The organism is Lactobacillus sp. ESL0680 (genome assembly GCF_029392855.1).
Classification (GTDB): Bacteria; Bacillota; Bacilli; order Lactobacillales; family Lactobacillaceae; genus Lactobacillus.
The window spans coordinates 903,355-926,003 of the sequence record NZ_CP113945.1 but is presented as its reverse complement, the minus strand read 5'-3'; the positions used below and the strand labels follow the sequence as shown (position 1 = coordinate 926,003).

Annotated in this window: 24 protein-coding genes; 17 read left to right on the top strand and 7 right to left on the bottom strand. The window is 38.6% G+C overall.

From position 1 onward, the window contains the following. Positions 1–10: 10 nt before the first annotated feature. Positions 11–550, top strand: coding sequence for a citrate lyase holo-[acyl-carrier protein] synthase (citX, locus tag OZX58_RS04485; RefSeq protein WP_277140445.1), 540 nt, complete (start codon positions 11–13; stop codon positions 548–550). Here the strand turns inward: citX and OZX58_RS04480 are convergent. After that, positions 543–1,490 carry a sugar-binding domain-containing protein gene (locus tag OZX58_RS04480; protein WP_277140444.1) on the bottom strand — a complete coding sequence of 316 codons (948 nt, stop codon included), beginning with the start codon at positions 1,488–1,490 and terminating at the stop codon, positions 543–545. The two genes, citX and OZX58_RS04480, sit on opposite strands and share 8 nt — an antisense overlap. Before the next feature lie 109 nt (positions 1,491–1,599). Further along, positions 1,600–2,100 carry a Cys-tRNA(Pro) deacylase gene (ybaK, locus tag OZX58_RS04475; RefSeq protein WP_277129582.1) on the bottom strand — a complete coding sequence of 167 codons (501 nt, stop codon included), beginning with the start codon at positions 2,098–2,100 and terminating at the stop codon, positions 1,600–1,602. A 62-nt stretch (positions 2,101–2,162) separates the two neighbouring features. On the opposite strand from ybaK, the gene prmA reads away from it, so the two are divergent. The 7 genes from prmA to OZX58_RS04440 all read left to right on the top strand — a co-directional run bounded on the left by prmA (position 2,163) and on the right by OZX58_RS04440 (position 10,224). Beyond that, a complete protein-coding gene (prmA, locus tag OZX58_RS04470) occupies positions 2,163–3,107 on the top strand; it encodes a 50S ribosomal protein L11 methyltransferase (RefSeq protein ID WP_277140443.1) in 945 nt (314 codons plus the stop codon). Positions 3,108–3,150: 43 nt separating this feature from the next. Continuing rightward, positions 3,151–3,519 (top strand): hypothetical protein, encoded by a 369-nt coding sequence (locus tag OZX58_RS04465; RefSeq protein WP_277141745.1) that lies wholly within the window; start codon positions 3,151–3,153, stop codon positions 3,517–3,519. A 14-nt stretch (positions 3,520–3,533) separates the two neighbouring features. Continuing rightward, positions 3,534–5,783, top strand: coding sequence for a bifunctional (p)ppGpp synthetase/guanosine-3',5'-bis(diphosphate) 3'-pyrophosphohydrolase (locus OZX58_RS04460; RefSeq protein WP_277140442.1), 2,250 nt, complete (start codon positions 3,534–3,536; stop codon positions 5,781–5,783). Then, positions 5,784–6,221 (top strand): D-aminoacyl-tRNA deacylase, encoded by a 438-nt coding sequence (dtd, locus tag OZX58_RS04455; RefSeq protein ID WP_277140441.1) that lies wholly within the window; start codon positions 5,784–5,786, stop codon positions 6,219–6,221. Between the two features lie 276 nt (positions 6,222–6,497). Continuing rightward, positions 6,498–7,784, top strand: coding sequence for a histidine--tRNA ligase (gene hisS / locus OZX58_RS04450; protein ID WP_277140440.1), 1,287 nt, complete (start codon positions 6,498–6,500; stop codon positions 7,782–7,784). A 2-nt stretch (positions 7,785–7,786) separates the two neighbouring features. Further along, entirely contained in the window at positions 7,787–9,640 is a 1,854-nt protein-coding gene (aspS, locus tag OZX58_RS04445; protein ID WP_277140439.1) for an aspartate--tRNA ligase, read from the top strand. 83 nt (positions 9,641–9,723) lie between these two features. After that, positions 9,724–10,224, top strand: coding sequence for an NUDIX hydrolase (locus OZX58_RS04440; RefSeq protein ID WP_277140438.1), 501 nt, complete (start codon positions 9,724–9,726; stop codon positions 10,222–10,224). 47 nt (positions 10,225–10,271) lie between these two features. Here OZX58_RS04440 and tpx read toward each other — a convergent pair whose 3' ends face one another. Together tpx and OZX58_RS04430 are read right to left on the bottom strand one after the other, a co-directional pair. Beyond that, complete coding sequence (gene tpx / locus OZX58_RS04435) at positions 10,272–10,763, bottom strand: thiol peroxidase (RefSeq protein ID WP_277140437.1); 492 nt, start codon at positions 10,761–10,763, stop codon at positions 10,272–10,274. A 100-nt stretch (positions 10,764–10,863) separates the two neighbouring features. Next, a complete protein-coding gene (locus OZX58_RS04430; RefSeq protein WP_277140436.1) occupies positions 10,864–12,051 on the bottom strand; it encodes an aminotransferase class I/II-fold pyridoxal phosphate-dependent enzyme in 1,188 nt (395 codons plus the stop codon). A 146-nt stretch (positions 12,052–12,197) separates the two neighbouring features. Here OZX58_RS04430 and msrB point away from each other — a divergent pair, with 146 nt between their 5' ends. Then, positions 12,198–12,635 (top strand): peptide-methionine (R)-S-oxide reductase MsrB, encoded by a 438-nt coding sequence (gene msrB, locus OZX58_RS04425; RefSeq protein WP_277141743.1) that lies wholly within the window; start codon positions 12,198–12,200, stop codon positions 12,633–12,635. 49 nt (positions 12,636–12,684) lie between these two features. Here msrB and OZX58_RS04420 read toward each other — a convergent pair whose 3' ends face one another. The 3 genes from OZX58_RS04420 to OZX58_RS04410 form a co-directional block, all read right to left on the bottom strand. Continuing rightward, positions 12,685–13,563, bottom strand: a complete 879-nt coding sequence (locus OZX58_RS04420) for a YitT family protein (RefSeq protein ID WP_277140435.1) — start codon at positions 13,561–13,563, stop codon at positions 12,685–12,687. 324 nt (positions 13,564–13,887) lie between these two features. After that, positions 13,888–14,415, bottom strand: a complete 528-nt coding sequence (gene msrA / locus OZX58_RS04415) for a peptide-methionine (S)-S-oxide reductase MsrA (RefSeq protein ID WP_277140434.1) — start codon at positions 14,413–14,415, stop codon at positions 13,888–13,890. Between the two features lie 58 nt (positions 14,416–14,473). Further along, positions 14,474–15,304 carry a pyruvate, water dikinase regulatory protein gene (locus tag OZX58_RS04410; RefSeq protein ID WP_277129593.1) on the bottom strand — a complete coding sequence of 277 codons (831 nt, stop codon included), beginning with the start codon at positions 15,302–15,304 and terminating at the stop codon, positions 14,474–14,476. Between the two features lie 182 nt (positions 15,305–15,486). Between OZX58_RS04410 and rpsU the strand changes: the two genes are divergently transcribed. From rpsU to glyS, 8 genes are all read left to right on the top strand, one after another. Next, entirely contained in the window at positions 15,487–15,663 is a 177-nt protein-coding gene (rpsU, locus tag OZX58_RS04405; protein WP_009560161.1) for a 30S ribosomal protein S21, read from the top strand. Between the two features lie 133 nt (positions 15,664–15,796). Continuing rightward, on the top strand, positions 15,797–16,240 hold the full coding sequence (locus OZX58_RS04400; protein WP_277140433.1) for a GatB/YqeY domain-containing protein: 444 nt from the start codon (positions 15,797–15,799) through the stop codon (positions 16,238–16,240). Between the two features lie 21 nt (positions 16,241–16,261). After that, the gene (locus OZX58_RS04395) at positions 16,262–17,218 is read left to right on the top strand and encodes a PhoH family protein (RefSeq protein ID WP_277140432.1); all 957 of its coding nucleotides are present in this window, start codon (positions 16,262–16,264) and stop codon (positions 17,216–17,218) included. Beyond that, positions 17,218–17,742 (top strand): rRNA maturation RNase YbeY, encoded by a 525-nt coding sequence (ybeY, locus tag OZX58_RS04390; RefSeq protein WP_277140431.1) that lies wholly within the window; start codon positions 17,218–17,220, stop codon positions 17,740–17,742. The genes OZX58_RS04395 and ybeY overlap by 1 nt, the downstream gene beginning before the upstream one ends. After that, entirely contained in the window at positions 17,742–18,650 is a 909-nt protein-coding gene (gene era, locus OZX58_RS04385) for a GTPase Era (protein ID WP_277129597.1), read from the top strand. Before ybeY ends, era begins: the two co-directional genes overlap by 1 nt. Beyond that, a complete protein-coding gene (gene recO, locus OZX58_RS04380; protein WP_277140430.1) occupies positions 18,651–19,403 on the top strand; it encodes a DNA repair protein RecO in 753 nt (250 codons plus the stop codon). 250 nt (positions 19,404–19,653) lie between these two features. After that, on the top strand, positions 19,654–20,571 hold the full coding sequence (gene glyQ / locus OZX58_RS04375) for a glycine--tRNA ligase subunit alpha (RefSeq protein ID WP_277129599.1): 918 nt from the start codon (positions 19,654–19,656) through the stop codon (positions 20,569–20,571). Then, positions 20,564–22,630: a glycine--tRNA ligase subunit beta gene (gene glyS / locus OZX58_RS04370; protein WP_277140429.1), complete on the top strand. Its 2,067-nt coding sequence runs from the start codon at positions 20,564–20,566 to the stop codon at positions 22,628–22,630. The genes glyQ and glyS overlap by 8 nt, the downstream gene beginning before the upstream one ends. Positions 22,631–22,649: the final 19 nt, after the last annotated feature.

The window sequence follows — 22,649 nt, the reverse complement described above, 5'->3', positions numbered from 1 at the left end:
GTTTATAATAATGCAATCAATTTTTTTAACGGGTGAACCGCAAAGTATTCCCGATGTATTGGCTGCTAAAGATCAGCGTGCAGCATTGCAAGCAGAGATTTTTAGTCAAAATCCGCAAGGTACACTGCTAGATGTAAAGCTAAATATCCCGGGGCCAATTAAAAATAATCATTATTTACAAAAATTATTTGCCAAAGGATGTGCAGCTTTAGAGCAAGATTTGACCGCTCAAGGACTCAAGTATTTCTTGGTAAATGGCTGGGACAGGTCAAGCGGTTGTGAAAATTTTTACCTATTAAATGATGCTGCTAAGTCTGTAAAAGAAGTCGCAATTGAATTTGAAGATAAAAACAAATTAGGACGTCTGTTTGATGCTGATGTGCTAGTTAAAGAGCAACCAGCAGCCTTGTCACGATCAAAGTTAGGATGCCCCAGACGACACTGCTTTTTATGTGAGCGACCAGCTAAAGAATGTGCCCGTTCACGTCGGCATCAGGTTGCAGAATTACAGGATTATATTAGTAAAATATATGAGGAAGAGTTTAACTAAACTCAATATTCTTGCGGATTACTCGTTCTGCAATACCACTGGTTGTAATTAAGTGGGTAACTATCCCGCTTCTTAATGCACCTAGGAGGGCATCTTCTTTAAAACGATTCTTGACAATCACAAAGCGATTAGGAATCTGCATAATTTCTGCAAAACTAATGCCACAAATGTGTGTTTCAATCGGCTTAAAGAAGTTACCATCAATGTCATACGGTCGCCCAAAAATCATGCCGGCAACTTTACTGCGGTCAATGTGGCTAAATATCTTATCTGCGTAATAATCCATGAAAAATTGTCCGGATTCTAACGATTGTGCGGTCCCAATACTTGCAAAAACTAGATCTATTCTTGGATAAAAAGTTTTAATATATTCAAAGAACGGCTCTTTCATAATGTCTTTTACAAAGTCAGGATTAATCGTGTAAAGTGGAGCTGGAAAAGTTAGACAGTTGGCGCCAAATTTATCAGCTGCCTGTTGTACTAGCTGGTTTTTGCGTTTGCTTGCATTAACTGCTTGACCAACTAGTTGTACAAAAGTTAAATCCTCACGTTCAGTCTCAGGAAAGTTATTAATAATATCGCGAATTAAAGTTCCCCAAGTTAGGCCAACTACGTGAGCTGATTTAGTATAATTTTGAATTTGCTTAGCAGCGTAATTAACAATCATCTCGTTATCTTGATTCTTAGTTTCTAAGTCTTCTAAAATGTATACTTCTTTTAGATTAAAGAGTCGCTGCAATTTACGCTCTAGTTTTTCAGCTCGTTTGGGACTTTGATAAATGCTAATTTTGACAATTCCTTTTTCTTCGGCTTCTTCTAACGCCTTGGTAATCAAGTAACGCGAAAGGTCATACTTTTTGGAAATGTCAGCGATATTTAATTTACTTAAAAAATAATCGTGTGCAATATTTGCAAGCTGTTCATCTGTTAATAATGTCATGTTTTTATTCCTTATCTGTTTTTGTTAATTTATATTATATTACAAATGAAGAATTTTGCCTGATTGTTTTACTCTATACGGAAAATATTTTATTTGTTTGTTAAATTTACTACTCTAATAAATCGCAGAACACGCCGTTAGTGACTTGTTGCAGATCATCGGGACTTAGGAAAACACTGCGGCCAACTTTACCGCTGGAAACACCAACTTTTTCTTCATTATTCATGCCGCTATCTAGATAAATCGGAAAATGATGCTTAAAATAGATACCAATCGGCGTATTGGCACCATGAACATAGCCGGTTGTCTTTTCTAGGTCTTTAAGCGGCAACATTTCGCATTTTTTATTACCAGAATTTTTAGCGAGCTTTTTCATGCTTAAATGTTCGGTTACCGGAATAACGCCAACAAGTGGGCCAGTTTTATTACCCGTGCAAACTAAGGTTTTGTAGACCAAATGTTCATTCTCGTTTAAAATAGAAGTATCCATTTGTGCAACACCACCAGAATCTTCGTGGGTTGCAAATTGGGTTTGTTCGTACGGAATTTTATTCCGTTCTAAAATTTTTTCAACTAATGTTTTTTCAAGTTTATTTTTTTTCTTTGCCATAATTATCACCTTTTTTATGATAGCATTGCGCGGATAAAAATAAAAAGGGAGTTTAAGTTAAAATGAAATTATTAATTATTAAAATTGAAACCAGTCATGAAGTAGAAGACGCACTTAGCGTTTATAGTCAGGATATATTGGGTGCGCTAGGAACTGAAACTAGAAAACGAACCGACTTTGAACATGCCGGTTGGGAACATGATTCAACGATTGTCAATTTGGATGAAATTAAAGATTTACCTGAAGACATGCAATTTTTTGCCTATTTTGATGAAGAAGCAGATGCAAAAGAATTAGTCCAAAAATATCATGACAAGCTTGCTGAACTAAAAGGTTATGGGCTAGCTATTGGCTCGGGGCAAATTACAACATCTTATATTGAAGATCAAGATTGGAATACTGCTTGGCAAAAATTCTACCATGTGATTGATTTTTCACGGCATTTGGCGATTGTACCTGAGTGGGAAGACTATGAACCTGCCTTTAAGGATCAACAGTTGATTAAGCTTGATCCAGGTTTAGCCTTTGGGACAGGCAATCACAAAACGACCCAGCTGGCAATGATGGGCTTAGAACGGGCAATGACGACACCTAAAAGCGTGGCTGATGTTGGAACAGGCTCCGGTATTTTAGCTATTGCCACAGCGCTTCTTGGTGCTCAAAATGTTCTGGCAACCGATATTTCGGATGAAGCTGTTACAGCTGCTGGTGAAAATATTGCCTTAAATAATTTAACTAATATTAATGTAGAAAAAGCTAGCCTGTTACAAGGGATTACTGGTAAATTTGATATTATTGTAGCCAATATTTTAGCAGAAATTCTCCTGGATTTAATTCCACAATTGAATGACCACTTAAATGAAGGCGGCCAAGTTATTTTTTCAGGAATTGATTATCTGCAATTGGATAAAATCAAGGCAGCTTTAGATCAATATAACTTTAAGATTACATTGACAATGCGTCAAGATCGTTGGGTGGGACTAATAATTGAACGCAAAGAACAATAAAAAAGACTATAATGATAAATTAAGTAAGGAAAATAGATTGATTATTAAACTCAAACAATTTAAACAAAAAATTCTGGCAATCCCCCCAATTCATAAATTAAATCAATTGCAAGCAATGCCAATCATTTGGTGGAGTCTATTAGTGGCGATTTTACCGTTTGGCTGTAGTCTATTTGGTGTACCGATTGTTTTGCGGGTAGGATTATTATTTATCATTGTTAACAGTATTATCAGCTACCATGTTGGCCGATTGATAATTACCCTTAAATTGCCGAAATACTGGCTACTGATATTACCAGTGCTCTTTTGTTTGGCAATGATAATTAAATTTGCTAAATACAATTTGCTGTTTGGCATAATTTATTTCATTTTTGAAATTTTTGGTTTAATGGATAAACAGATCTATAACTAGAAAGGGTGATGCAAATGTCGAAATACATTGAAATGACGCACGATCAGGTAATAGCAGCCTGTAAAAAATATATGAATGACAAGCAAATTGCCTTTGTCGAAGAAGCTTATGAATTTGCGAATAATGCACATAAGGAGCAAAAGCGCGCTTCAGGACAGCCTTATATTGTTCATCCAACTCAAGTAGCTGGAACTTTAGCAAACTTAGGTCTTGATCCAGATACAGTTGCTGCCGGCTTTTTACATGATACTGTTGAAGATACGCCTGTCACTAACGATGATATCAAGGAAAAATTTGGCAAGGATGTTGCCTTTATTGTTGATGGTGTGACCAAACTTAACAAATATGAATATAAGTCACACCAAGAGTTTTTGGCTGAAAATCACCGTAAAATGTTAATTGCAATGGCCAAAGATATTCGTGTCATTATGGTTAAGTTAGCTGACAGACTACATAACATGCACACTCTGCAGCATTTGCGCCCAGATAAGCAGCGGCGAATTTCTTCAGAGACAATGGACATTTATGCACCACTGGCAGATCGTTTAGGTATCGGGACGATTAAGTGGGAATTAGAAGACATGAGTTTTCATTATCTAAATCCCGAAGCTTATTATCAAATTGTCAATATGATGAGCTTGAAGCGCAGTCAGCGTGAAAAATACATCCAGGATGCGATTGATACACTTGAAAATAGTCTTGACAGTTTAGGGATTAAATACGAAATTTATGGTCGGCCGAAGCATATTTATTCTATTTATAAAAAGATGATCGATAAGCACAAGGACTTCGATGAAATTTACGATTTGTCTGCTGTTCGGGTAATTGTTGAGACTGTTAAAGATTGTTATGCCGTTTTAGGTGCAGTTCATACTAAGTGGAAGCCAATGCCTGGCCGCTTTAAGGATTATATTGCTGTTCCGAAGGTTAACGGTTATCAATCGCTGCATACAACAATTATTGGTCCCGGCGGTCGCCCATTAGAAATTCAGATTAGAACTGAACAAATGCATGAAGTTGCTGAATACGGGGTTGCTGCTCACTGGGCATATAAGCAAGGAAACTTCACTGGTGTTGAAGAAACCAGTTCAAATGAGAAATTGGACATGGTTCGTGAAATCTTAGAATTAAAAGATGAGACTCAAGATGCCGGCGAATTTATGAAGAGTGTCAAAAGTGAAATCTTTTCTGACCGCGTTTATGTTTTCACACCTAAGGGCGAAGTTTACGAGTTGCCTAAAGGTGCGGTGACACTTGACTTTGCCTATCAAATTCACACGCAGGTTGGCAGTCATGCCGTTGGTGCCAAGGTTAACGGCAAATTAGTGCCCCTTGATTACAAACTGAAAAACGGCGATGTAATTGATATTATGACCCAGTCAAATGCGACACCGTCACGTGACTGGATGGATATTGTTAAGACTTCGCGGGCACGAAATAAAATTCGCCGCTATTTCCGTAATTTAGATCGAGAAAAAAGCATTGAGCAGGGTGAACAAATGGTTGCCGATCAGCTGCGCGAACAAGACTTAGCTCCCAAAGAATTTATGGACAAGGATCACCTTGAAAAAGTTCTCGATCAGTTTAATTACCATACTGCTGATGAAATGTTTGCTTCTGTCGGCTTTGGTGATCTTTCTGCGATCAGTGTTGTTAATCGACTTACCCAAGACTTGCGGCGCCAAGAAGAAGAAAAACGGCAAAAGCAGCTTGAAGAAGAGATCCTAAATTCGGGGCAAAAAGCCGCTTCATCAACTCAGCCTAACAAATCAGCTGGTTCACCAATGAAGATTAAGCACAAGAATGGTGTGATGATCCAAGGCATTAGTGATTTAATGCTGCATTTGGCCAAGTGTTGTAATCCAGTTCCTGGTGATAAGATAGTTGGTTATGTCACTAAGGGACGTGGTGTAACAATTCACCGTGCAGATTGCCGCAATATTACCAATGATGCAGCTAGTCAAGGACGACTAATTGATGTGCAATGGGAAAATGTTGACGATAGTGCTGATGGTTCTAAACAAACCTTTAATGCTGACATTGAAGTCTTTGGCTATAATCGTGAACGTCTGTTAAGCGATGTGATTACCAAATTAAATACTGTTACGACGAATATTAATAATTTGTCGGGTAAAGTAAACGAAAATAATATTGCCCACATTTATGCTACAGTGGCAGTTAAAAATGCCGCCCAACTGGACAAAATCTTGAGCAAATTACGTGATGTCCCGGACATCTATGAAACACGAAGGGCAGATAATTAAATGCGGGTAGTAATTCAACGGGTTAACCATGCCCAAGTAAACATTGACGGTGAGACTGTTGGTCAGATTAAACGCGGTCTGCTTCTCTTGGTTGGGATTAAAGAAGGCGATGACCTCGCAGTTGTTCAAAAAGCGGCAGCTAAAATAGCCAAAATGCGGATTTTTGAAGATGAAGACGGCAAGACTAACTTAGCAATCAAGGATGTTGGCGGTGAAATTTTGAGTGTCAGTCAATTTACATTGCTGGCTGATACCAAGAAGGGCAATCGCCCTAGTTTTATTGAGGCTATGAGACCACCTAAGTCAAAGGAATTATGGGAAGATTTTAATCAAGAATTAGTTAATGCTGGATTGCATGTCGAAACTGGCGAATTTGGCGCTGACATGAAGGTTGATCTTGAAAACGATGGCCCGTTTACGATTGTGCTGGATTTATAAAAAACAGCAGAATTTTGCATTCTAGGTTGACTTTTGACCCTTAAAACTATAAGCTAAAACAAGAATTATCAATGACAAAGATTGAAGATTAGCAATTTCTATGACAGAGACCGCTTGATTGGTGTGAAAGGCGGATAGAAAGCTGACTGTGACCCCTTTAGCAGATAATATGCGCGTCGCGAGCGTTATTCGCAGCAGGCAAAAGGTGGTACCGTGCGAAATTTAGCGCCCTTGATTTTTTCAAGGACGCTTTTTTATATTTAAAAGGATGATTAAATGAGAGTTCAAAAACCAAAAGGAACAGTCGATATTTTACCTGAACAATCTGGTTCATGGGAAAAGGTCGAACAAACTGTCCGTGACTTCTTTAAGCAAGCCAATTATCGAGAAATTAGAACACCAAGTTTTGAAAATTATGAGGTCTTCTCACGTTCAAGTGGTGAAACTTCTGACGTCGTTGAAAAGGAAATGTACGACTTTAACGATAAGGGTGGTCGGCATATTGCCTTGCGTCCAGAAGGAACAGCTGGTGTCGTTCGGGCTTATGTTGAAGACAAAATGTATGCTCCAGAAGTAGTCAAGCCATTTAACGTTTACTATATCGAATCAACTTTTCGTTATGAGCGCCCGCAAGCAGGCCGTCAACGTGAGTTCCACCAAATTGGGGTTGAGAGTTTTGGCTCCAGCAATCCGCTAGCAGATGTTGAAACGATTGTCTTAGCTCATGACTTACTTGCCAAACTTGGTGTACAGAATTACGAATTGCATATTAATACCTTAGGCAACGCGCAAGTGCGCCAAGATTATCATGATGCCTTGGTCAATTACTTCACACCGCTAAAAGACAAGTTGTCTGATGATTCTAAGCGTCGCTTGGAAAAGAACCCACTCAGAATTTTGGATTCTAAAGATGAGCAGGATAAGCAATTTTTGCCAGATGCACCTAAGATTATTGATTACTTGGATGCAGATTCTAAGGCTAACTTTGATGAGATTACTGGCATCCTCGATCAATTAGAGATTAAATACGTTATTGATAATGATTTAGTTCGCGGACTTGACTACTACACCGGAATTATTTTCGAATTTATGGTTGAAGATAAGAGTTTGTGGGAATCAGCAACTACCATTTTGGGTGGTGGTCGTTACGATCATTTAGTACAAGAGTTTGATGGCCCAGAGACACCAGCCGTTGGTTTTGGGATTGGTGAAGAACGACTAATGCTTGTTTTGCAAAAACAAAATCCAACTTTATTTGCCGATCAAGGAATTGACTTCTTCATTACTAATATTGGTGAAGGAACTGGAATCAAAGCCGTTGAAATCGCCCGCTCATTACGTAAGCAAGGCTTTAGAGCGCAGTATGATGTTGACCAAAAGAAGCTTAAGGCGCAATTTAAGAAGGCCGATCGTGTTCACGCTAAGTTCGTGATTACTCTTGGTGCCAAGGAATTGGCTAACGGCACTCTAAACGTTAAACGACTAGCTGATGGTAAAACAATCGACTTGCAGCTTGAAGACGTTGACGACATGAAAACAGTTATGGAACAATTAAAGGATTAATTATGGAACAAATGGAAAAAAGAACAGACTACTGCGGCAATATCACTACTGCATATCTTGACCAAGAAGTTAATTTGTATGGTTGGGTGCAACGTGTCCGCAATTTAGGGAATTTATTGTTTATTGATTTGCGTGACCGTGAAGGATTAGTGCAAGTCGTTGTCAACCACGATTCTGGGGAAGAATTGATGGCAACAGCTGAATCACTTGGGAGTGAGTATGTTGTTCAAGTTAAGGGACAAGTTGTTAAGCGTTCAAGCGTCAATCCAGAAATGAAAACTGGGGAAGTTGAAATTGAAGCTTCTGCAATTAAGATTTTAAATAAGTCTCAGACTCCACCTTTTGAAATTAAAAATGACATTGAGGTCGGCGAACAAACTAGATTAAAGTACCGCTACCTTGACTTGCGTCGGCCAAATTTGCAACAAGCAATTATTTTACGGTCAAAGATTTTGCGTGCAACTCACGAATACTTTGATGAAAATGGCTTTATTAACATTGAAACGCCTATTTTAGGAAAGTCTTCTCCAGAAGGTGCCCGTGATTACCTTGTACCATCAAGAATTTATCCCGGAAGTTTTTACGCTTTGCCACAATCACCACAATTGTTTAAGCAATTATTAATGGGTGCAGGCTTTGATAAGTACTACCAACTTGCAAGATGTTTCCGTGATGAAGACTTGCGAGGCGATCGTCAACCTGAGTTTACTCAAATTGATATGGAAACTTCATTCACTGATGAACAACAAGTGCAAGATTATACTGAAGGCCTGCTCAAGAAAATCATGAAGGACGTTATGGGTATTGACCTAAAGACACCAATTGCTCGGATTTCTTGGACTGACTCAATGAATAATTACGGTACAGACAAGCCTGATACACGTTTTGATATGTTAATTCATAATTTAAACGATATTTTTGCCGATAGTGACTTTAAGGTCTTTGCAAATGCAATTCAAGATGGTGGTTTTGTTAAGGGAATTGCCGTTAAGAATGGTGCTAAGGCATATTCACGTAAGCAAATTGAGAAAAAGCAAGACTACATCAAACGTTACCATGCTAAAGGCTTGGCTTGGGTTAAGTTTGAGGATGGCGAATTTTCTGGTCCTGTTAGCCGCTTCTTAACAGATGACAATCAGGCAGCTTTAATCAAGGAATTTGGTCTTGAGGGCGGCGAGTTAATTGTCTTTGTTGCTGACAAATGGAAAGTTTGTTGTGATTCCTTAGATCATTTACGACGTGAATTTGCTAAAGAAACCGACATTATCCCTAAGCATGTCTTTGACTTTGTCTGGGTTGTTGACTGGCCATTATTTGAATACGATGAAGGCTTTGGCCGCTGGATTGCTGCCCACCACCCATTCACAATGCCTGATGATGAAGGAATTAAGCTGCTTGATACTGATCCACACAAGGCTCATGCTCGCAGTTATGACATTGTCATGAATGGGGATGAACTTGGTGGAGGTTCAATCAGAATCCACAAGCGTTCAATCCAAGAAAAAATGCTTAAGGCACTTGGCTTTACTAAGAAACGCGCATATGAACAATTTGGTTACCTACTTGATGCTCTTGACATGGGCTTCCCGCCACACGCTGGGTTAGCGATCGGACTTGATCGTTTTGCCATGTTGTTGGCAGAGAAGGATAATATCCGTGATGTCTTGGCCTTTCCAAAGAATGCCAGTGCTTCAGAGCCAATGATGCACGCTCCAGCCCCAGTTGCCGAGCAACAATTAACTGACTTGGGCATTGAAGTTGAAGAACAATATCAAGAAAGTGTTGCGCAAACAGAAGCACGCTTAGAAGAAGAAGCTCAAAAAGATGCGGATCAAAACGCAACTTGGGATGAATAATAAATAAACCAGCAAAAAACGATGTGATAGAATAAATTCACATCGTTTTTTTATTGAAAATTATAAGTAAGGAGGTTCTTAAAATGCCTGATAAGTATCATCGCGCATTTGGTGTGTACGGCATTATGCAGCAACAAGAAAAGTTAATTGTTATCAAAAAACATGGCGGACCCTATACTAATCGTTATGATCTGCCAGGAGGCAGCCTTGAGGATGGCGAAAAGCTCACAGATGCAATTGGACGTGAAATTCAAGAAGAAACAGGACTAACTACTCTTGAAGCAGTTCAATTAGGAATTACTTCTTTTCGTTATCCTTGGGATTATCAAAATTGGCATTACAATCAACATCTCTGCGTCTTTTACCAAGTTAAGAAGTGGCAGGGAGAATTACAGGAAACAGTTAACCAATTTGCCGGACAGGATTCTCTTGGGGCTACTGCTATGTCATTGGCGCAGCTTACTTGGGATAATTCGTCACTCTTAGTTCTAAAAGCCAAAGAGTTTATTCAGAATAATTATCAATTTAATCCGGCCGACCAAACTTTTGCGACATGGCCAGTATTAACTAAATCTGTATATTAAAAAAAGATAACCATTACTGGTTATCTTTTTTTGATATTAACACTTAATTATTTTAAGTTGCTTAAAAATGTTAATGCAGCATCGTAATCTGGTTCATCGGTCATTTCGTAAACCAATTCTTGGTACAAAACTTTGCCTTCAGCAGAAATAATCCAAACACTTCTTGAATCTACGCCGCTTTCAAGGTAAAGACCCATTTCTTCACCGAAGTTGTGGTTTTCATCTGATAAAATTTCCATATTTTTAACGCCTTCAGCAGCACACCAATTCTTTTGGTCATCGAGAGTGTTAGTAGAAATAGTGTAGAAGTTAATGCCGTCAAATTTATCAACTTCGTTGTTGAAACGTTTAGTTGAAATGCTGCAGACACTAGTGTTAAGGTCAGGAACAACACTAATCAAAGTTGGCTTAGATAATAAGTCAGCCTTAGTAGCTTTACTGCCGTCAGCTCTAACAACAGTAAAATCTGGCAACTTGTCGCCAACCTTTGGTGGTTCACCGTTAGTATATAGAGGCTCATTTAATCTTGTAATTTTCATAATAAAATCCCTTCGTTTAACTGTTTTCTATTTTGATAAATCGTTTATCTATTTAATTTTACTATAAAGTACGCGGAATTACGTCTACTTTGCTTACTGATTATAAGTCGTTATTAACGTAGTCGGTAATCCGGCGGACAGCTTCTTTTAAGTCTTCTGTTGAAGCGGCGTAAGATAAACGTACGTAGCCTTGACCACCTTGACCAAAGTAACTGCCGGGCATTAGTGCAACTTTTGCTTTATTAGCTAAATCGGTCGCAAATTTAACATCATCTTGTCCAAATTTAGTAGGAATTTTAGCGAAAATGTAAAACGCACCTTCAGGAGTGGCCATACTAAAGCCGCATTTGCGTAAACCCGTTTCGATAATTTCTAGACGGCTTTGATAAGTAGTGCGGGCAATCGGGTAGTCGGCGGCACCATTAACTAGAGCTTCAGTTGCGGCTGCCTGCACGTTATCAGTAACAGCAGTAATTAAAAATGAGTTAACTTTAATGACCGACTTCATGATTTCTTTAGGCCCAGCAATATAACCAAGGCGCCACCCAGTCATCGCAAAGCTCTTGGATAGACCAGATAAGAGCAATGTCCGTTCAGGGATAATCTGAGTTAATGAATAGTGCTTTTTGTTGTTATAAATTAATTCAGCGTATATTTCGTCAGTGATGGCAAAGAGGTTGTTATCTGTAATAACTTGGGCTAACTCCAGCAGGTCTTCTTTACTATAAACCCGACCAGTAGGGTTAGACGGATCTGTTAAAACAACAGCCTTTGCGCCTTTTCCTTCATTTGCCAATACTTCTTTTAGATGATCTGCAGTTAAGAGAAAATCGTCTTGGGAAGTATCAACTTCTACTGGGATCGCACCGGTCATTTCGATAATGCCAAAGTAGACACCCCAAACTGGAGTAGGTACTAAAATTTTGTCACCAGGATTAAGCAGGGTCATGAAAGCAACATTTAACGCTTCAGTTGCACCAACAGTTGCACAAATTTCAGTGTCAGGATCAAAAAAAACACCTAAACTATCATTTAAATAGTCACTAATCGCACTTAATAATTCCGGCTTACCAGCTTCTGGAGCATAATGAGAATCATCGTTCTCAATAGCGGTAATCGCGGCTCGTTTAACGTGCTCAGGGGTATTAACATCAGGTTCACCGATTGTTAACTTAATAATCCCAGGGATTTTGGATGTTTGGTTATTAAACGTAGTTATCTCTGAATCAGATAATTGCGCGATTTTGGTATTGATAGTTCTAGACAAACTTTTTGCTAGATGCGGCATAATTAAAAAATCCTTTCTGTTAATTATTTTACCTTTTAATTATAAACCATACGGCAATAGTGGAATTATAAATCAAAAAATTTAATAAGTCTTTAAATGTAACCCAATAATCAAATTTTTGTTATAGTTAGGGAGAAAGATGGTGTATTTTTATGGATCAAGCAAAAAAAGAAGCACGATTAAAAGAATTGACACAAGACCAGTATGCATCAACGCAAAATGCGGCAACTGATTATCCCTTTAGCGGCAAGTATGACGACTTTTATCAGCGCGGAATTTATGTAGATATTGTGTCGGGGGAGCCGTTATTTTCCAGCGAAGACAAGTATGATGCTGGCTGCGGTTGGCCTAGTTTCACTAAGCCAATTAAAAAACTAACTTATCATCGCGATCAATCACATAATATGGAGCGAACAGAGGTAAAAAGTCCGGATGCTGACTCACATTTGGGACATGTTTTTACTGATGGACCAAGTGACAAGGGCGGATTAAGGTACTGCATTAATTCTTCGGCATTAAAGTTCATTCCTTATGACGAGCTCGAGCAAGCAGGGTATGGCGAATATCGAAAATTATTTGCTTAATTTTAGGATATGAAAAAGAGTGTTAGAAAGTTTCTAACACTCTTTTAGTTTAAACAATTTCTTGTTCCCTAAACCGCCCATAAACGTGCTCAACTTCACTGACACTCATAAAGGCATAAGGATCACTCTTTTTAATAATTTGTAAAATATCATACATGTCATAACGGTCAATAACTGTGACTAAAACGGTCTTTTCATCATGACTGTATGCACCTTCGACATCGTGATAAATGGTAATTCCGCGATGCATCTTGTCTTGAATGCCATCAATAATTGTTTGGGCATGTTCAGTTACAATCGTAACCTGCAGCTTTTGGTGCTGCGTATAAACCGCATCAATTACTCGGCCATTAATAAAGATAGTTAAGGCAGAATAAAGTGCACGGTTCCAGCCGAAGGCAAATCCGGCAGCAGCAATGATTATCAAGTTAATCATAATATTGACTTTGCCGTAGCTGGCGCCCGTTTTTTTCCTAATGACAATCCCGATAATATCAAGTCCACCAGTTGAAATCCCGTTTTTAAGAGCAAAGCCAGTTCCTAAGCCATTTATCATGCCGCCAAAGATAGCACAAACTAACGGATCGACATGCATATTGACTGGGTTAACTACGTGCATCATGATTGTGCCTAAGACAACCGTAATTATGGTAAAGTAGGTAAACTTATGCCCAATCTTAAACCAACCTAGTAAGAACAACGGGACGTTAAGCGCAAAATACATGACAGAAGTTGTTAATGTAAACGGTAAAAAGCGCTCACTCAATGTGTTAATCAGTTGGGCAAAGCCAGTTATTCCAGATGAGTACATGTGGCCTGGTGTCCAGAAGAAATTCAACGCAACGGCAACTGCCAGCGAGTAAAAGAATGACGCCGAAATTTTGGAAAGTAAATTGTAGCGCCTATTAAACTTATCCAATTGATCCATATGGTTAGTAATAGCTCCTTATAAATAAAGAAATTAGGATGGTTGCGATAATTATCTCCCAATCATCCTGAAAACTTACGCAATTCGTTTTCCATTGTAGCATTATTTTTCTTTTTTGCCTTTGTATTAATATTAAAAATTATTGTTTTTAAAAGCATTGAAAAAGCCATCAGTTAATCTGATGGCTTTTATGGACGCTTAACAAAGTAAAATTAAATCTCTAGATAGTATAATTATTGTTATTTTAGTATATCATATACCTCAATATCAACGTCCACATCTACATAATAGCATCAATTCACTATTAAGTGTTTAACTGTAACTTTATTTAGACCAGTGTTCTTTAATAAAGTTATCGCGGCCGCCGGATTCTTCTAAAGAATATCTCAGTGGGTCCTTCTTATAGAAATCCTGATGATAATCTTCAGCATCATAAAAAGGAACAGCAGGTTCAATCTGGGTAACAATTGGTTTATCAAATTTACCACTGTTTGCTAATTCTGCCTTTGACTTTTCAGCAGCAGCCTTTTGTTCAGGAGAATTATAAAAGATCACGGGTCTGTAATTATCTCCACGATCTTGAAATTGGCCTGAAGCATCGGTCGGGTCAGTTACCTGCCAGTAATATTGCAGTAATTTTTCATACGGCATTAGTTCTGGATTAAAAGTTATTTTAACGGCTTCGGTGTGACCAGTAGTTCCGGCACAAACTTGCTCGTATGTTGGATTAGCAACATGCCCGCCAGTGTAACCAGAAACTACTTTTTCAACGCCGGGTAAACTGTCAAAGGGCTTAACCATGCACCAAAAGCAGCCGCCGGCAAAGATTGCAGTATCTTCTTGTTTGTTCATAATCAGTTATCTCCAAATATTTTTAGCTTAAAGCATAAATTAAGTACTTACTTATTAATTATAGCTGCTCAACCCCTAAGTGATCCATAATTAAAGCCGCAGTTTCTTCAATTGAACGGTGAGCAACATTGATAACGTAACATCCGAGCTTATCATAAAGCTTTTGCGCGGAATCAAGTTCAGCCTTAATTGAATCGGTATTCGAATACGTTGTATCTGGACTCAAGCCATAAGAGATCATTCTTTCCCGTCTAATTTCGTTTAGCACTGAGAGGTCATTGGTTAAGCCGATAATCTTTTTCGGATTAATTTTATAAATTTCTTTTGGAATGTGTGTATCGGGTACAAGCGGCAGGTTAGCAACCTTTAGGTTCTTATTGGCTAAGAATAAGGATAATGGTGTTTTAGAAGTTCGCGAAACCCCTAATAAAACCACGTCAGCTTCCAAAAAGCCTTTGGGGTCTTTACCATCATCATACATAACCGCAAATTCCATCGCTGAAATCCGGTCAAAGTAATGCTGGTTCATTTTGTGTTGGGCACCGATTTTTTCTAATGGTCTCTTGCCCGTCACCTTTTGCAAAGCCTCTAGGGCAGGGGACAAAATATCGACACTCTGAACCTTATGTTCACGGACAAATCTGATTACTGGAATTTGCATTTCATCTTTAACCAGACTATAAATAATAATTATATTGGGATATTGTTCAATTTCATCAAACACAGCATCAAGTTTGTTATTATCGGTAATAAATGGATAACGCCGATAATTAACTTGCGCATCAGGGAATTGTGCGGCCGCGGCAATGGCATTGTTAAAAGCAGTATCACCAGCAGAATCAGAAATAATTATGATGTTAACTTCTTTTTTAAGTGTTTCTTCGCTCATTATTAACTCCTTTTTAATTAATTATACATTTTTAAAAGTTTTTTAACAGATTTAGTTAAAATAATACTGCCAAAAAACTTTTTTAAAAATATTGCATGTATGTATTGACCCTTGCGTGAGGTTTGATATAATTTAAATAAATGTATGACGGTAACGTCAAGAAATGGAAGGAGGGATCACACATGGCCAAGACAGTCGTTCACGAAAACGAGTCTATTGATGATGCTCTTCGTCGTTTCAAACGTTCCGTTTCAAGAAGTGGTACCTTGCAAGAATACCGCAAACGCGAATTCTACGAAAAACCTAGTGTACGTAGAAAGCTTAAATCTGAAGCAGCACGGAAACGTAGACATTATTAATATATAAAGAAGCGACTTCTATCTGTTGATAGGAGCCGTTTTTTTTGCAGATAAATTTGATTAATTGTTTTCTACCACGGACTAGATTTGCTATAATTTAATTAGATTCTATATTTAGAAAGAAGGAGTACTTGTGAGTTTATCAGAACAAATTATGGCTGACATGAAGGAAGCCATGAAAGCACGCGATAAAGTTAAATTGAATACAGTGCGGATGATTAAATCAGCCCTGATGAATGAAAAAATCAAGGCAGGTCATGAACTTAGTTCAGACGAGGAATTGACCGTTTTGAATCGGGAAAAGAAGCAACGCGAAGAATCAATTGAAGAATTTACTAAGGCTGCTAGAACTGATTTAGCTGATGAAACTAAACAGGAATTGGCAGTTGTGGAAAGTTACATGCCGAAGCAATTGTCCCAAGATGAGTTAGAGCAAATTGTCACTGAGACAATTGCCGAAGTTGACGCCAAAGGTAAGTCTGATTTTGGTAAAGTGATGAAGGCTTTGATGCCTAAGATCAAGGGCAAGGCTGATGGTAAAGCAGCTTCCAGCGCAGTGCGTAATCATCTAAATTAAGCAAGAAAAGGAGCGAAGTTTTTGGCTCGAACCAATTTTATTCCTAAAAATCCAGAGAATATCCAAAAATTAGTTGGAATTAATGATGGTAATCTTAACTTGTTAGCTGAAGGTTACGATCTAAGCGTAACTGATACCGGCAACCAAATTGTTGTTGACGGTGACGTTGAAAACACGCGTAAAGTAATCGCAGTCCTGAAGGCTTTGGACAATGTTGTGAGCACTGGTGTTAACATCGGCGCGCCTGATGTTGTCAGCGCAATGAAAATGGCAGATAAGGGGACAACAGAGTATTTTGCTGACCTATATAAAGAGATTTTAATTCGGGATGCTAAAGGTAAACCGATTAGAGTTAAAAATATGGGACAAAAACGCTATGTTGAAGTCATTAAAAAAAGTGATGTTGTATTTGGAATCGGACCTGCCGGTACCGGTAAAACATTTTTGGCTGTCGTTTGTGCCATTGCAGCCTTTAAAAAGGGTGAGGTTTCGCGAATTGTTCTGACTAGACCAGCTGTTGAAGCTGGCGAATCTTTAGGATTTTTACCGGGAGATTTAAAGGAAAAAGTTGATCCGTATTTACGGCCAATTTATGATTCGCTCTATGCAATTTTGGGGACTAATACAACTGATCGGTTGATGGAACGGGGCGTAATTGAAGTTGCTCCCCTGGCATATATGCGGGGGAGAACACTTGATGATGCCTTTGTCATTTTGGATGAAGCCCAAAATACAACCGATGCGCAGATGAAGATGTTTTTGACACGGTTAGGCTTTAATTCAAAGATGATTGTCAATGGGGATATGACGCAGGTTGACTTACCGGGTCGCCAGCGCAGTGGACTGATTGACGCTCAACGAATTTTAAAAGATATTGACCAAATCAAATTTATTCGCTTTACCGCTAATGATGTCGTTCGTCACCCAGTGGTTGCTAAAATTATTAATGCTTATGAGAAAGAGGACGAAAGACATTAATGACGTCGATTGAAATTACCTATAATGATGAGGTTGGCTTTTTAGAAAATGCTGATCGTGATTGGCAGGATTGGATTGCGAAGTTGTTGTTACTTGCCAAAAAGGCAATTGCTAAAGAAAATAACTTGGCAATGAGTATCAATTTTGTTGATGAAGAACGTAGTCATGCAATTAACAAGCAATATCGTGAAAAAGATCGACCAACTGATGTTATTTCGTTTGCAATTGAAGATGGTGAAGATGATCTAAATCTTGCAGCTTTTACTGCAGATCCAGACTTTCAAGAAGATATCGGCGACTTGTTTATGTGTCCGAGCGTGATTAAACGTCACAGTAAGGAATACGGAACGGGCTGGGACCGTGAATTTGGTTATACCTTAGTTCACGGCTTTTTGCATCTTAATGGTTACGACCATATTGAGCTTGATGAAGCAAAAGAAATGTTTGGTATCCAAGGCAAAGTACTTGAAGAATACGGCTTACCACTGTATCCTGACCAATTAGATGAAGGCAGAGGAAAATAATGACTGAAAATAAGAAAAATAAATCTGGTTTTGTTGCATTAGTCGGGCGACCAAACGTTGGTAAATCAACTTTAATGAATAATTTGGTTGGTCAAAAGGTGGCAATTACTTCTAATAAGCCGCAGACTACCCGGGATAAGATTTCTGGTATTTATACAACAGATGACATGCAAGTTGTCTTTGTTGATACACCAGGGATCTTTAAGCCGCATCTTAAACTGGATGATTACATGGATAAAGCCAGCGTTTCTAGTTTAAACGATGTTGACCTAGTATTATTTATGGTTGAACCCGAAAAAATGGGTAAGGGTGACGAATATATCATCGACTTGTTAAAACAAGTTAAGGTACCTGTCTTTTTGGTAATCAACAAGGTCGACCAAGTTAATCCGAATAACTTACTGCCAATTATTGATTCTTATCGCAAACTTGATTTGTTCAAGGAATTTTTACCAATTTCCGCAACTCAAGGAGTTGGTATTACCGACTTGATTGCTACTTTACACCAATATTTACCTGAAGGTCCCGATTATTATGATCCTGAACAGATTACTGATCGTCCCGAATACTTTATGGTTGCAGAATTAGTGCGTGAACAAATTCTGAAGTTAACCGCTGAAGAAGTACCGCACGCTGCAGCCGTTTGGGTTGAACGGATGAACCAGCACGAGAAGGGCAAATTGCAAATCGAAGCAACGATTTATGTTGAAAAAGATGGGCAAAAGGGAATTATTATTGGCAAGGGCGGTAAAATGCTCAAGCAAATTGGTATTAATTCCCGCCGTCAAATCGAAAATTTGCTCGGTGAAAAGGTTAATTTACATTTATGGGTTAAAGTGCAACGTAATTGGCGGTCTGACCCAAGCTTTTTGAAGCAAATCGGTTATGACAAGAAGGCACTCTCATAAATGACACGTGAACTTAAAGAAGTTCAAGGCATTATTTTTAAGCGCCAAAAATTTAAAGAAGCAGATTTACTAGCCAAGATCATTACCAAAGAAAATGGCATTATTACGATGATTGCTCGTGGAGCATTGCGACCTAAATCAAAATTAGGGGCAGCCCTACTCAATTTTTCTTACGGAACGTATATTATTTATACGAGTGGCCAAGGCTTAAGTAATTTGCGCACTTATAAAGAAGTAAAGCAATTTGATGGGTTATTTAACGATTTAACCAAGAATGCTTATGCTTCTTTTATTTTAGACTTGGTTGACCATGCTTTTGTGGAATATCAGCCTCTTGGTAAGTATTATTCATTGACCGAATTTGCCTTGCAGAAGATTAACGCTGGTATTGATCCAGAAATGATTACGCAAATTTGTCAAATGCAGCTTTTGGACGCTTATGGGGTTGCCCCAGAATTACGTAGTTGCGTTATTTGCGGCAAAAAGCGCGGCGTTTTTGATTATTCAATTAAGCGCGGCGGCATTATTTGCAGTGACCATTTTTATCAAGAAACCAGTCGTATGCATTTAGAGCCGAAAGAAACAGCAGTTTTACGAACAATTGGCTTACTGCCGATTGAACGCTTAGGATCAATTGCAGTTAATGATGCAACTAAAAGAGCAACTCGCAAAGCCATTGACCGCATTTATCAAGAAACTGTTGATCTAAATCTAAAGACGAAGAAGTTCTTAGATGAATTAAAATTATTTTGATTAAATCTTTTGTTTACATCCGTGATTATGGTAAAATACCAATGTACTTTGGTAATAATGAGGATTTTAAAAAGTACCAGCCAAGCGAGTGTCGGTAGTGCAAGGACATCTGGGAAACAGGCACCTCTAGCCAATTCAATTAAGAGCAGAGAAGATATTCTCTGAATTAGGGTGGAACCGCGATTAAATCTCGTCCCTATGCAAGTTTTGCATAGGCTTTTTTTATGGCCTCATGCAGGGAGGAATTAATATGGCAAAGAAAAAATTAACAATTCAAGAAATGATTTTTAAATTGGAAGAATTTTGGTCTTCCAAGGGTTGTATGATTATGCCGTCATACGATGTTGAAAAAGGGGCCGGAACAATGAGCCCATATACTTTTTTACGAGCAGTAGGTCCTGAGCCATGGGCAGCATGTTATGTTGAACCATCAAGACGACCAGCAGATGGCCGTTATGGTGATAACCCTAACCGATTGTTCCAACACCATCAATTCCAAGCAGTAATTAAGCCAGCTCCGGAAAATATCCAACAATACTATCTGGATAGCTTGAAGGTATTAGGCATTAATCCCTTAGAACACGATATTCGCTTCGTTGAAGATAACTGGGAGAACCCATCAATGGGTTGTGCCGGTGTTGGTTGGGAAGTTTGGCTTGACGGGATGGAAGTTAGTCAATTTACTTACTTCCAAACTGTCGGTGAACTTGACGTTAAGCCAACTATGAGTGAAATTACTTATGGGGTTGAACGACTTGCTTCTTATATTCAAGACGTTAATTCCGTTTTTGACCTCGAATGGGGCAATGGCGTACTTTATCGTGACATCTTTAAAGAAGCAGAATATGAACATTCTAAGTATGCCTTTGAAGAATCAAACCAAGAGAATTTGTTAAAATCCTTCGATGTTTACGAAAAAACGGCAAAACGCTTGTTAAGTCAAAACTTAGTTCAACCTGCTTATGATTACATTTTGAAGTGTTCGCATACCTTTAACTTGCTTGATGCGCGCGGTGCCGTTTCGGTTACTGAACGTGCAGGTTATTTGGCGCGAATCCGTAATTTAGCCCATGAAGTAGCTGTTTGCTTTGTTCAAGAACGTGAAAAGCGCGGCTTTCCATTATTAAAAAATGCAGAAGACAAGAAGGCGGGGCTTGAAAATGACTAAAAACTATTTGTTTGAAATTGGAATTGAAGAAATGCCAGCACACGTTGTTTCAAAAAGTGTGAAGCAACTAGCTGACAGAACCAGCAAATTTTTAAAAGAAAACGGCTTAAAGTTCAAAAATATCAAGACTTATTCAACACCGCGCAGATTGACGATTGTTGTAGAAGAATTAGCTGAAAAGCAAGTTGATATTGACGAAATTAAAAAGGGGCCAGCTAAGAAGATTGCTCAGGATGCTGACGGCAACTGGACTAAGGCAGCTCAAGGCTTTGCCCGCGGTCAAGGCATGACAACTGACGATATTTACTTTGAAGAACTCAAAGGTACCAAATATGCTTATGTTCATGTCAAGCAAGAAGGTAAACAAGCAAGTGATATTTTGCTGGGAATGAGCGACATTATTAAGTCAATGACGTTCCCAACTAAGATGCGCTGGGACTCTCATGACTTCGAATTTGTACGGCCAATTCACTGGCTCGTTTCATTATTCGGTAGTGACGTTATTCCCGTTAAAATTTTAGATATTACTGCTGGTCGTAAGACTGAAGGTCACCGTTTCTTAGGCGATTCTGTTGTTTTGGCTAGTGCAGATGATTATGAAGAAGCACTAAAGGATCAATTCGTAATTGTTGACGCTGACGAACGTAAAGAAATGATCGTTCAACAGATGAATGATTTGGTTGAAAAGAACGACTGGCAGATTAAACTGGATAAGAACTTACTTGAAGAAGTTACTAATTTGGTTGAATATCCAACGGTCTTTGCTGGTACTTTTGACGAAAAGTACTTAGAAATGCCTCAAGAAGTTTTAATTACTTCAATGAAGGATAACCAACGTTACTTTGAAGTTTACGACAAGCAAGGTCAATTGATTAACCACTTTATTGCTGTTCGTAATGGTAATAAAGACTACCTGGATAATGTTATTTCCGGTAACGAAAAGGTATTAGTTGCCCGGCTTGATGATGCTCAATTCTTCTATGATGAGGATCGCAAGTATCCGTTAAGTCATTTTGTTCAAAGATTAAACAATGTCTCCTTCCACGATAAGATTGGTTCGATGGCCGAAAAGACGCAACGGGTTCGAATTATTGGTGACTTTTTAGCTGAAAAATGGAACTTGGATAAGCAAACAGTAACTGACTTTGATCGTGCCAGTGAATTATACAAATTCGATTTGGTTACGCAAATGGTTGGTGAATTTGCGGAATTACAAGGAATAATGGGGATGCATTATGCTCGCCTTGCTGGCGAAAATGAAGATGTTGCTGTTGCTATTAAGGAACACTACATGCCATTATCAGCTGAAGGCCAACTGCCGCAAACAACTGTTGGTGCATTATTATCAGTTGCTGATAAGCTTGATACCATCATTACTTTCTTTGCTGCTGGTATGATTCCAACTTCATCTAATGATCCGTATGCTTTGCGGCGGTATGCTTATGGAATTGTCCGCATTTTGCTTAACCAAGAGTGGTCATTGCCATTTAACCAGGTCTTACCACAAATTGTCAGCTTGCTTGACGGTAAAACGGCTGCCAAAATGCCAAAATCAGAGAGTCAAGATGAAGAGATTGCTTCCTTCATTCGTGATCGGATTAACCAATACTTGCAAAAGAATAAGTTTAAGTACGATATTATTGATGCAGTTCTTGCTTCCAGTCAACAAGACCCAATTCAGATTTTAACTGCCGCAACAGTTCTGCAGTCACACCATGATGACGAGCAATTTAAGCCGGTTGTTGAAAGTTTGACAAGAATCAATAATATTCTGAAGAAAGCTAAGTTTAAGGGACAGATTGCGATTAATCCAGACTTATTTGACGATGCAACTGAAACTGAACTTTATGCTGGTGTTCAAAACTTACAAGAGTTGACTGATTTAACCGAACTCTATAATGGTTTCGTTAAATTACAACCGGTTATTGACCGTTACTTTGACACTAACATGATTATGGCTAAGGACGAAGCTGTTAAGAACAACCGACTAGCACAATTAAGTGCAGTTGGCGATTTGGCTGAGCGTTTAGGGGATTTAAGTAAATTAGTTATTAAATAAGTTAATCAGGAATAGGTGA

What these genes read in the sequence shown, in the direction of transcription:
- citX (WP_277140445.1), top strand. Translation starts at nt 11, where the DNA reads ATGCAATCAATTTTTTTAACGGGTGAACCGCAAAGTATTCCCGATGTA.
- OZX58_RS04480 (WP_277140444.1), bottom strand. Translation starts at nt 1,490, where the DNA reads ATGACATTATTAACAGATGAACAGCTTGCAAATATTGCACACGATTAT.
- ybaK (WP_277129582.1), bottom strand. Translation starts at nt 2,100, where the DNA reads ATGGCAAAGAAAAAAAATAAACTTGAAAAAACATTAGTTGAAAAAATT.
- prmA (WP_277140443.1), top strand. Translation starts at nt 2,163, where the DNA reads ATGAAATTATTAATTATTAAAATTGAAACCAGTCATGAAGTAGAAGAC.
- OZX58_RS04460 (WP_277140442.1), top strand. Translation starts at nt 3,534, where the DNA reads ATGTCGAAATACATTGAAATGACGCACGATCAGGTAATAGCAGCCTGT.
- dtd (WP_277140441.1), top strand. Translation starts at nt 5,784, where the DNA reads ATGCGGGTAGTAATTCAACGGGTTAACCATGCCCAAGTAAACATTGAC.
- hisS (WP_277140440.1), top strand. Translation starts at nt 6,498, where the DNA reads ATGAGAGTTCAAAAACCAAAAGGAACAGTCGATATTTTACCTGAACAA.
- aspS (WP_277140439.1), top strand. Translation starts at nt 7,787, where the DNA reads ATGGAACAAATGGAAAAAAGAACAGACTACTGCGGCAATATCACTACT.
- OZX58_RS04440 (WP_277140438.1), top strand. Translation starts at nt 9,724, where the DNA reads ATGCCTGATAAGTATCATCGCGCATTTGGTGTGTACGGCATTATGCAG.
- tpx (WP_277140437.1), bottom strand. Translation starts at nt 10,763, where the DNA reads ATGAAAATTACAAGATTAAATGAGCCTCTATATACTAACGGTGAACCA.
- OZX58_RS04430 (WP_277140436.1), bottom strand. Translation starts at nt 12,051, where the DNA reads ATGCCGCATCTAGCAAAAAGTTTGTCTAGAACTATCAATACCAAAATC.
- OZX58_RS04420 (WP_277140435.1), bottom strand. Translation starts at nt 13,563, where the DNA reads ATGGATCAATTGGATAAGTTTAATAGGCGCTACAATTTACTTTCCAAA.
- msrA (WP_277140434.1), bottom strand. Translation starts at nt 14,415, where the DNA reads ATGAACAAACAAGAAGATACTGCAATCTTTGCCGGCGGCTGCTTTTGG.
- OZX58_RS04410 (WP_277129593.1), bottom strand. Translation starts at nt 15,304, where the DNA reads ATGAGCGAAGAAACACTTAAAAAAGAAGTTAACATCATAATTATTTCT.
- rpsU (WP_009560161.1), top strand. Translation starts at nt 15,487, where the DNA reads ATGGCCAAGACAGTCGTTCACGAAAACGAGTCTATTGATGATGCTCTT.
- ybeY (WP_277140431.1), top strand. Translation starts at nt 17,218, where the DNA reads ATGACGTCGATTGAAATTACCTATAATGATGAGGTTGGCTTTTTAGAA.
- era (WP_277129597.1), top strand. Translation starts at nt 17,742, where the DNA reads ATGACTGAAAATAAGAAAAATAAATCTGGTTTTGTTGCATTAGTCGGG.
- recO (WP_277140430.1), top strand. Translation starts at nt 18,651, where the DNA reads ATGACACGTGAACTTAAAGAAGTTCAAGGCATTATTTTTAAGCGCCAA.
- glyQ (WP_277129599.1), top strand. Translation starts at nt 19,654, where the DNA reads ATGGCAAAGAAAAAATTAACAATTCAAGAAATGATTTTTAAATTGGAA.
- glyS (WP_277140429.1), top strand. Translation starts at nt 20,564, where the DNA reads ATGACTAAAAACTATTTGTTTGAAATTGGAATTGAAGAAATGCCAGCA.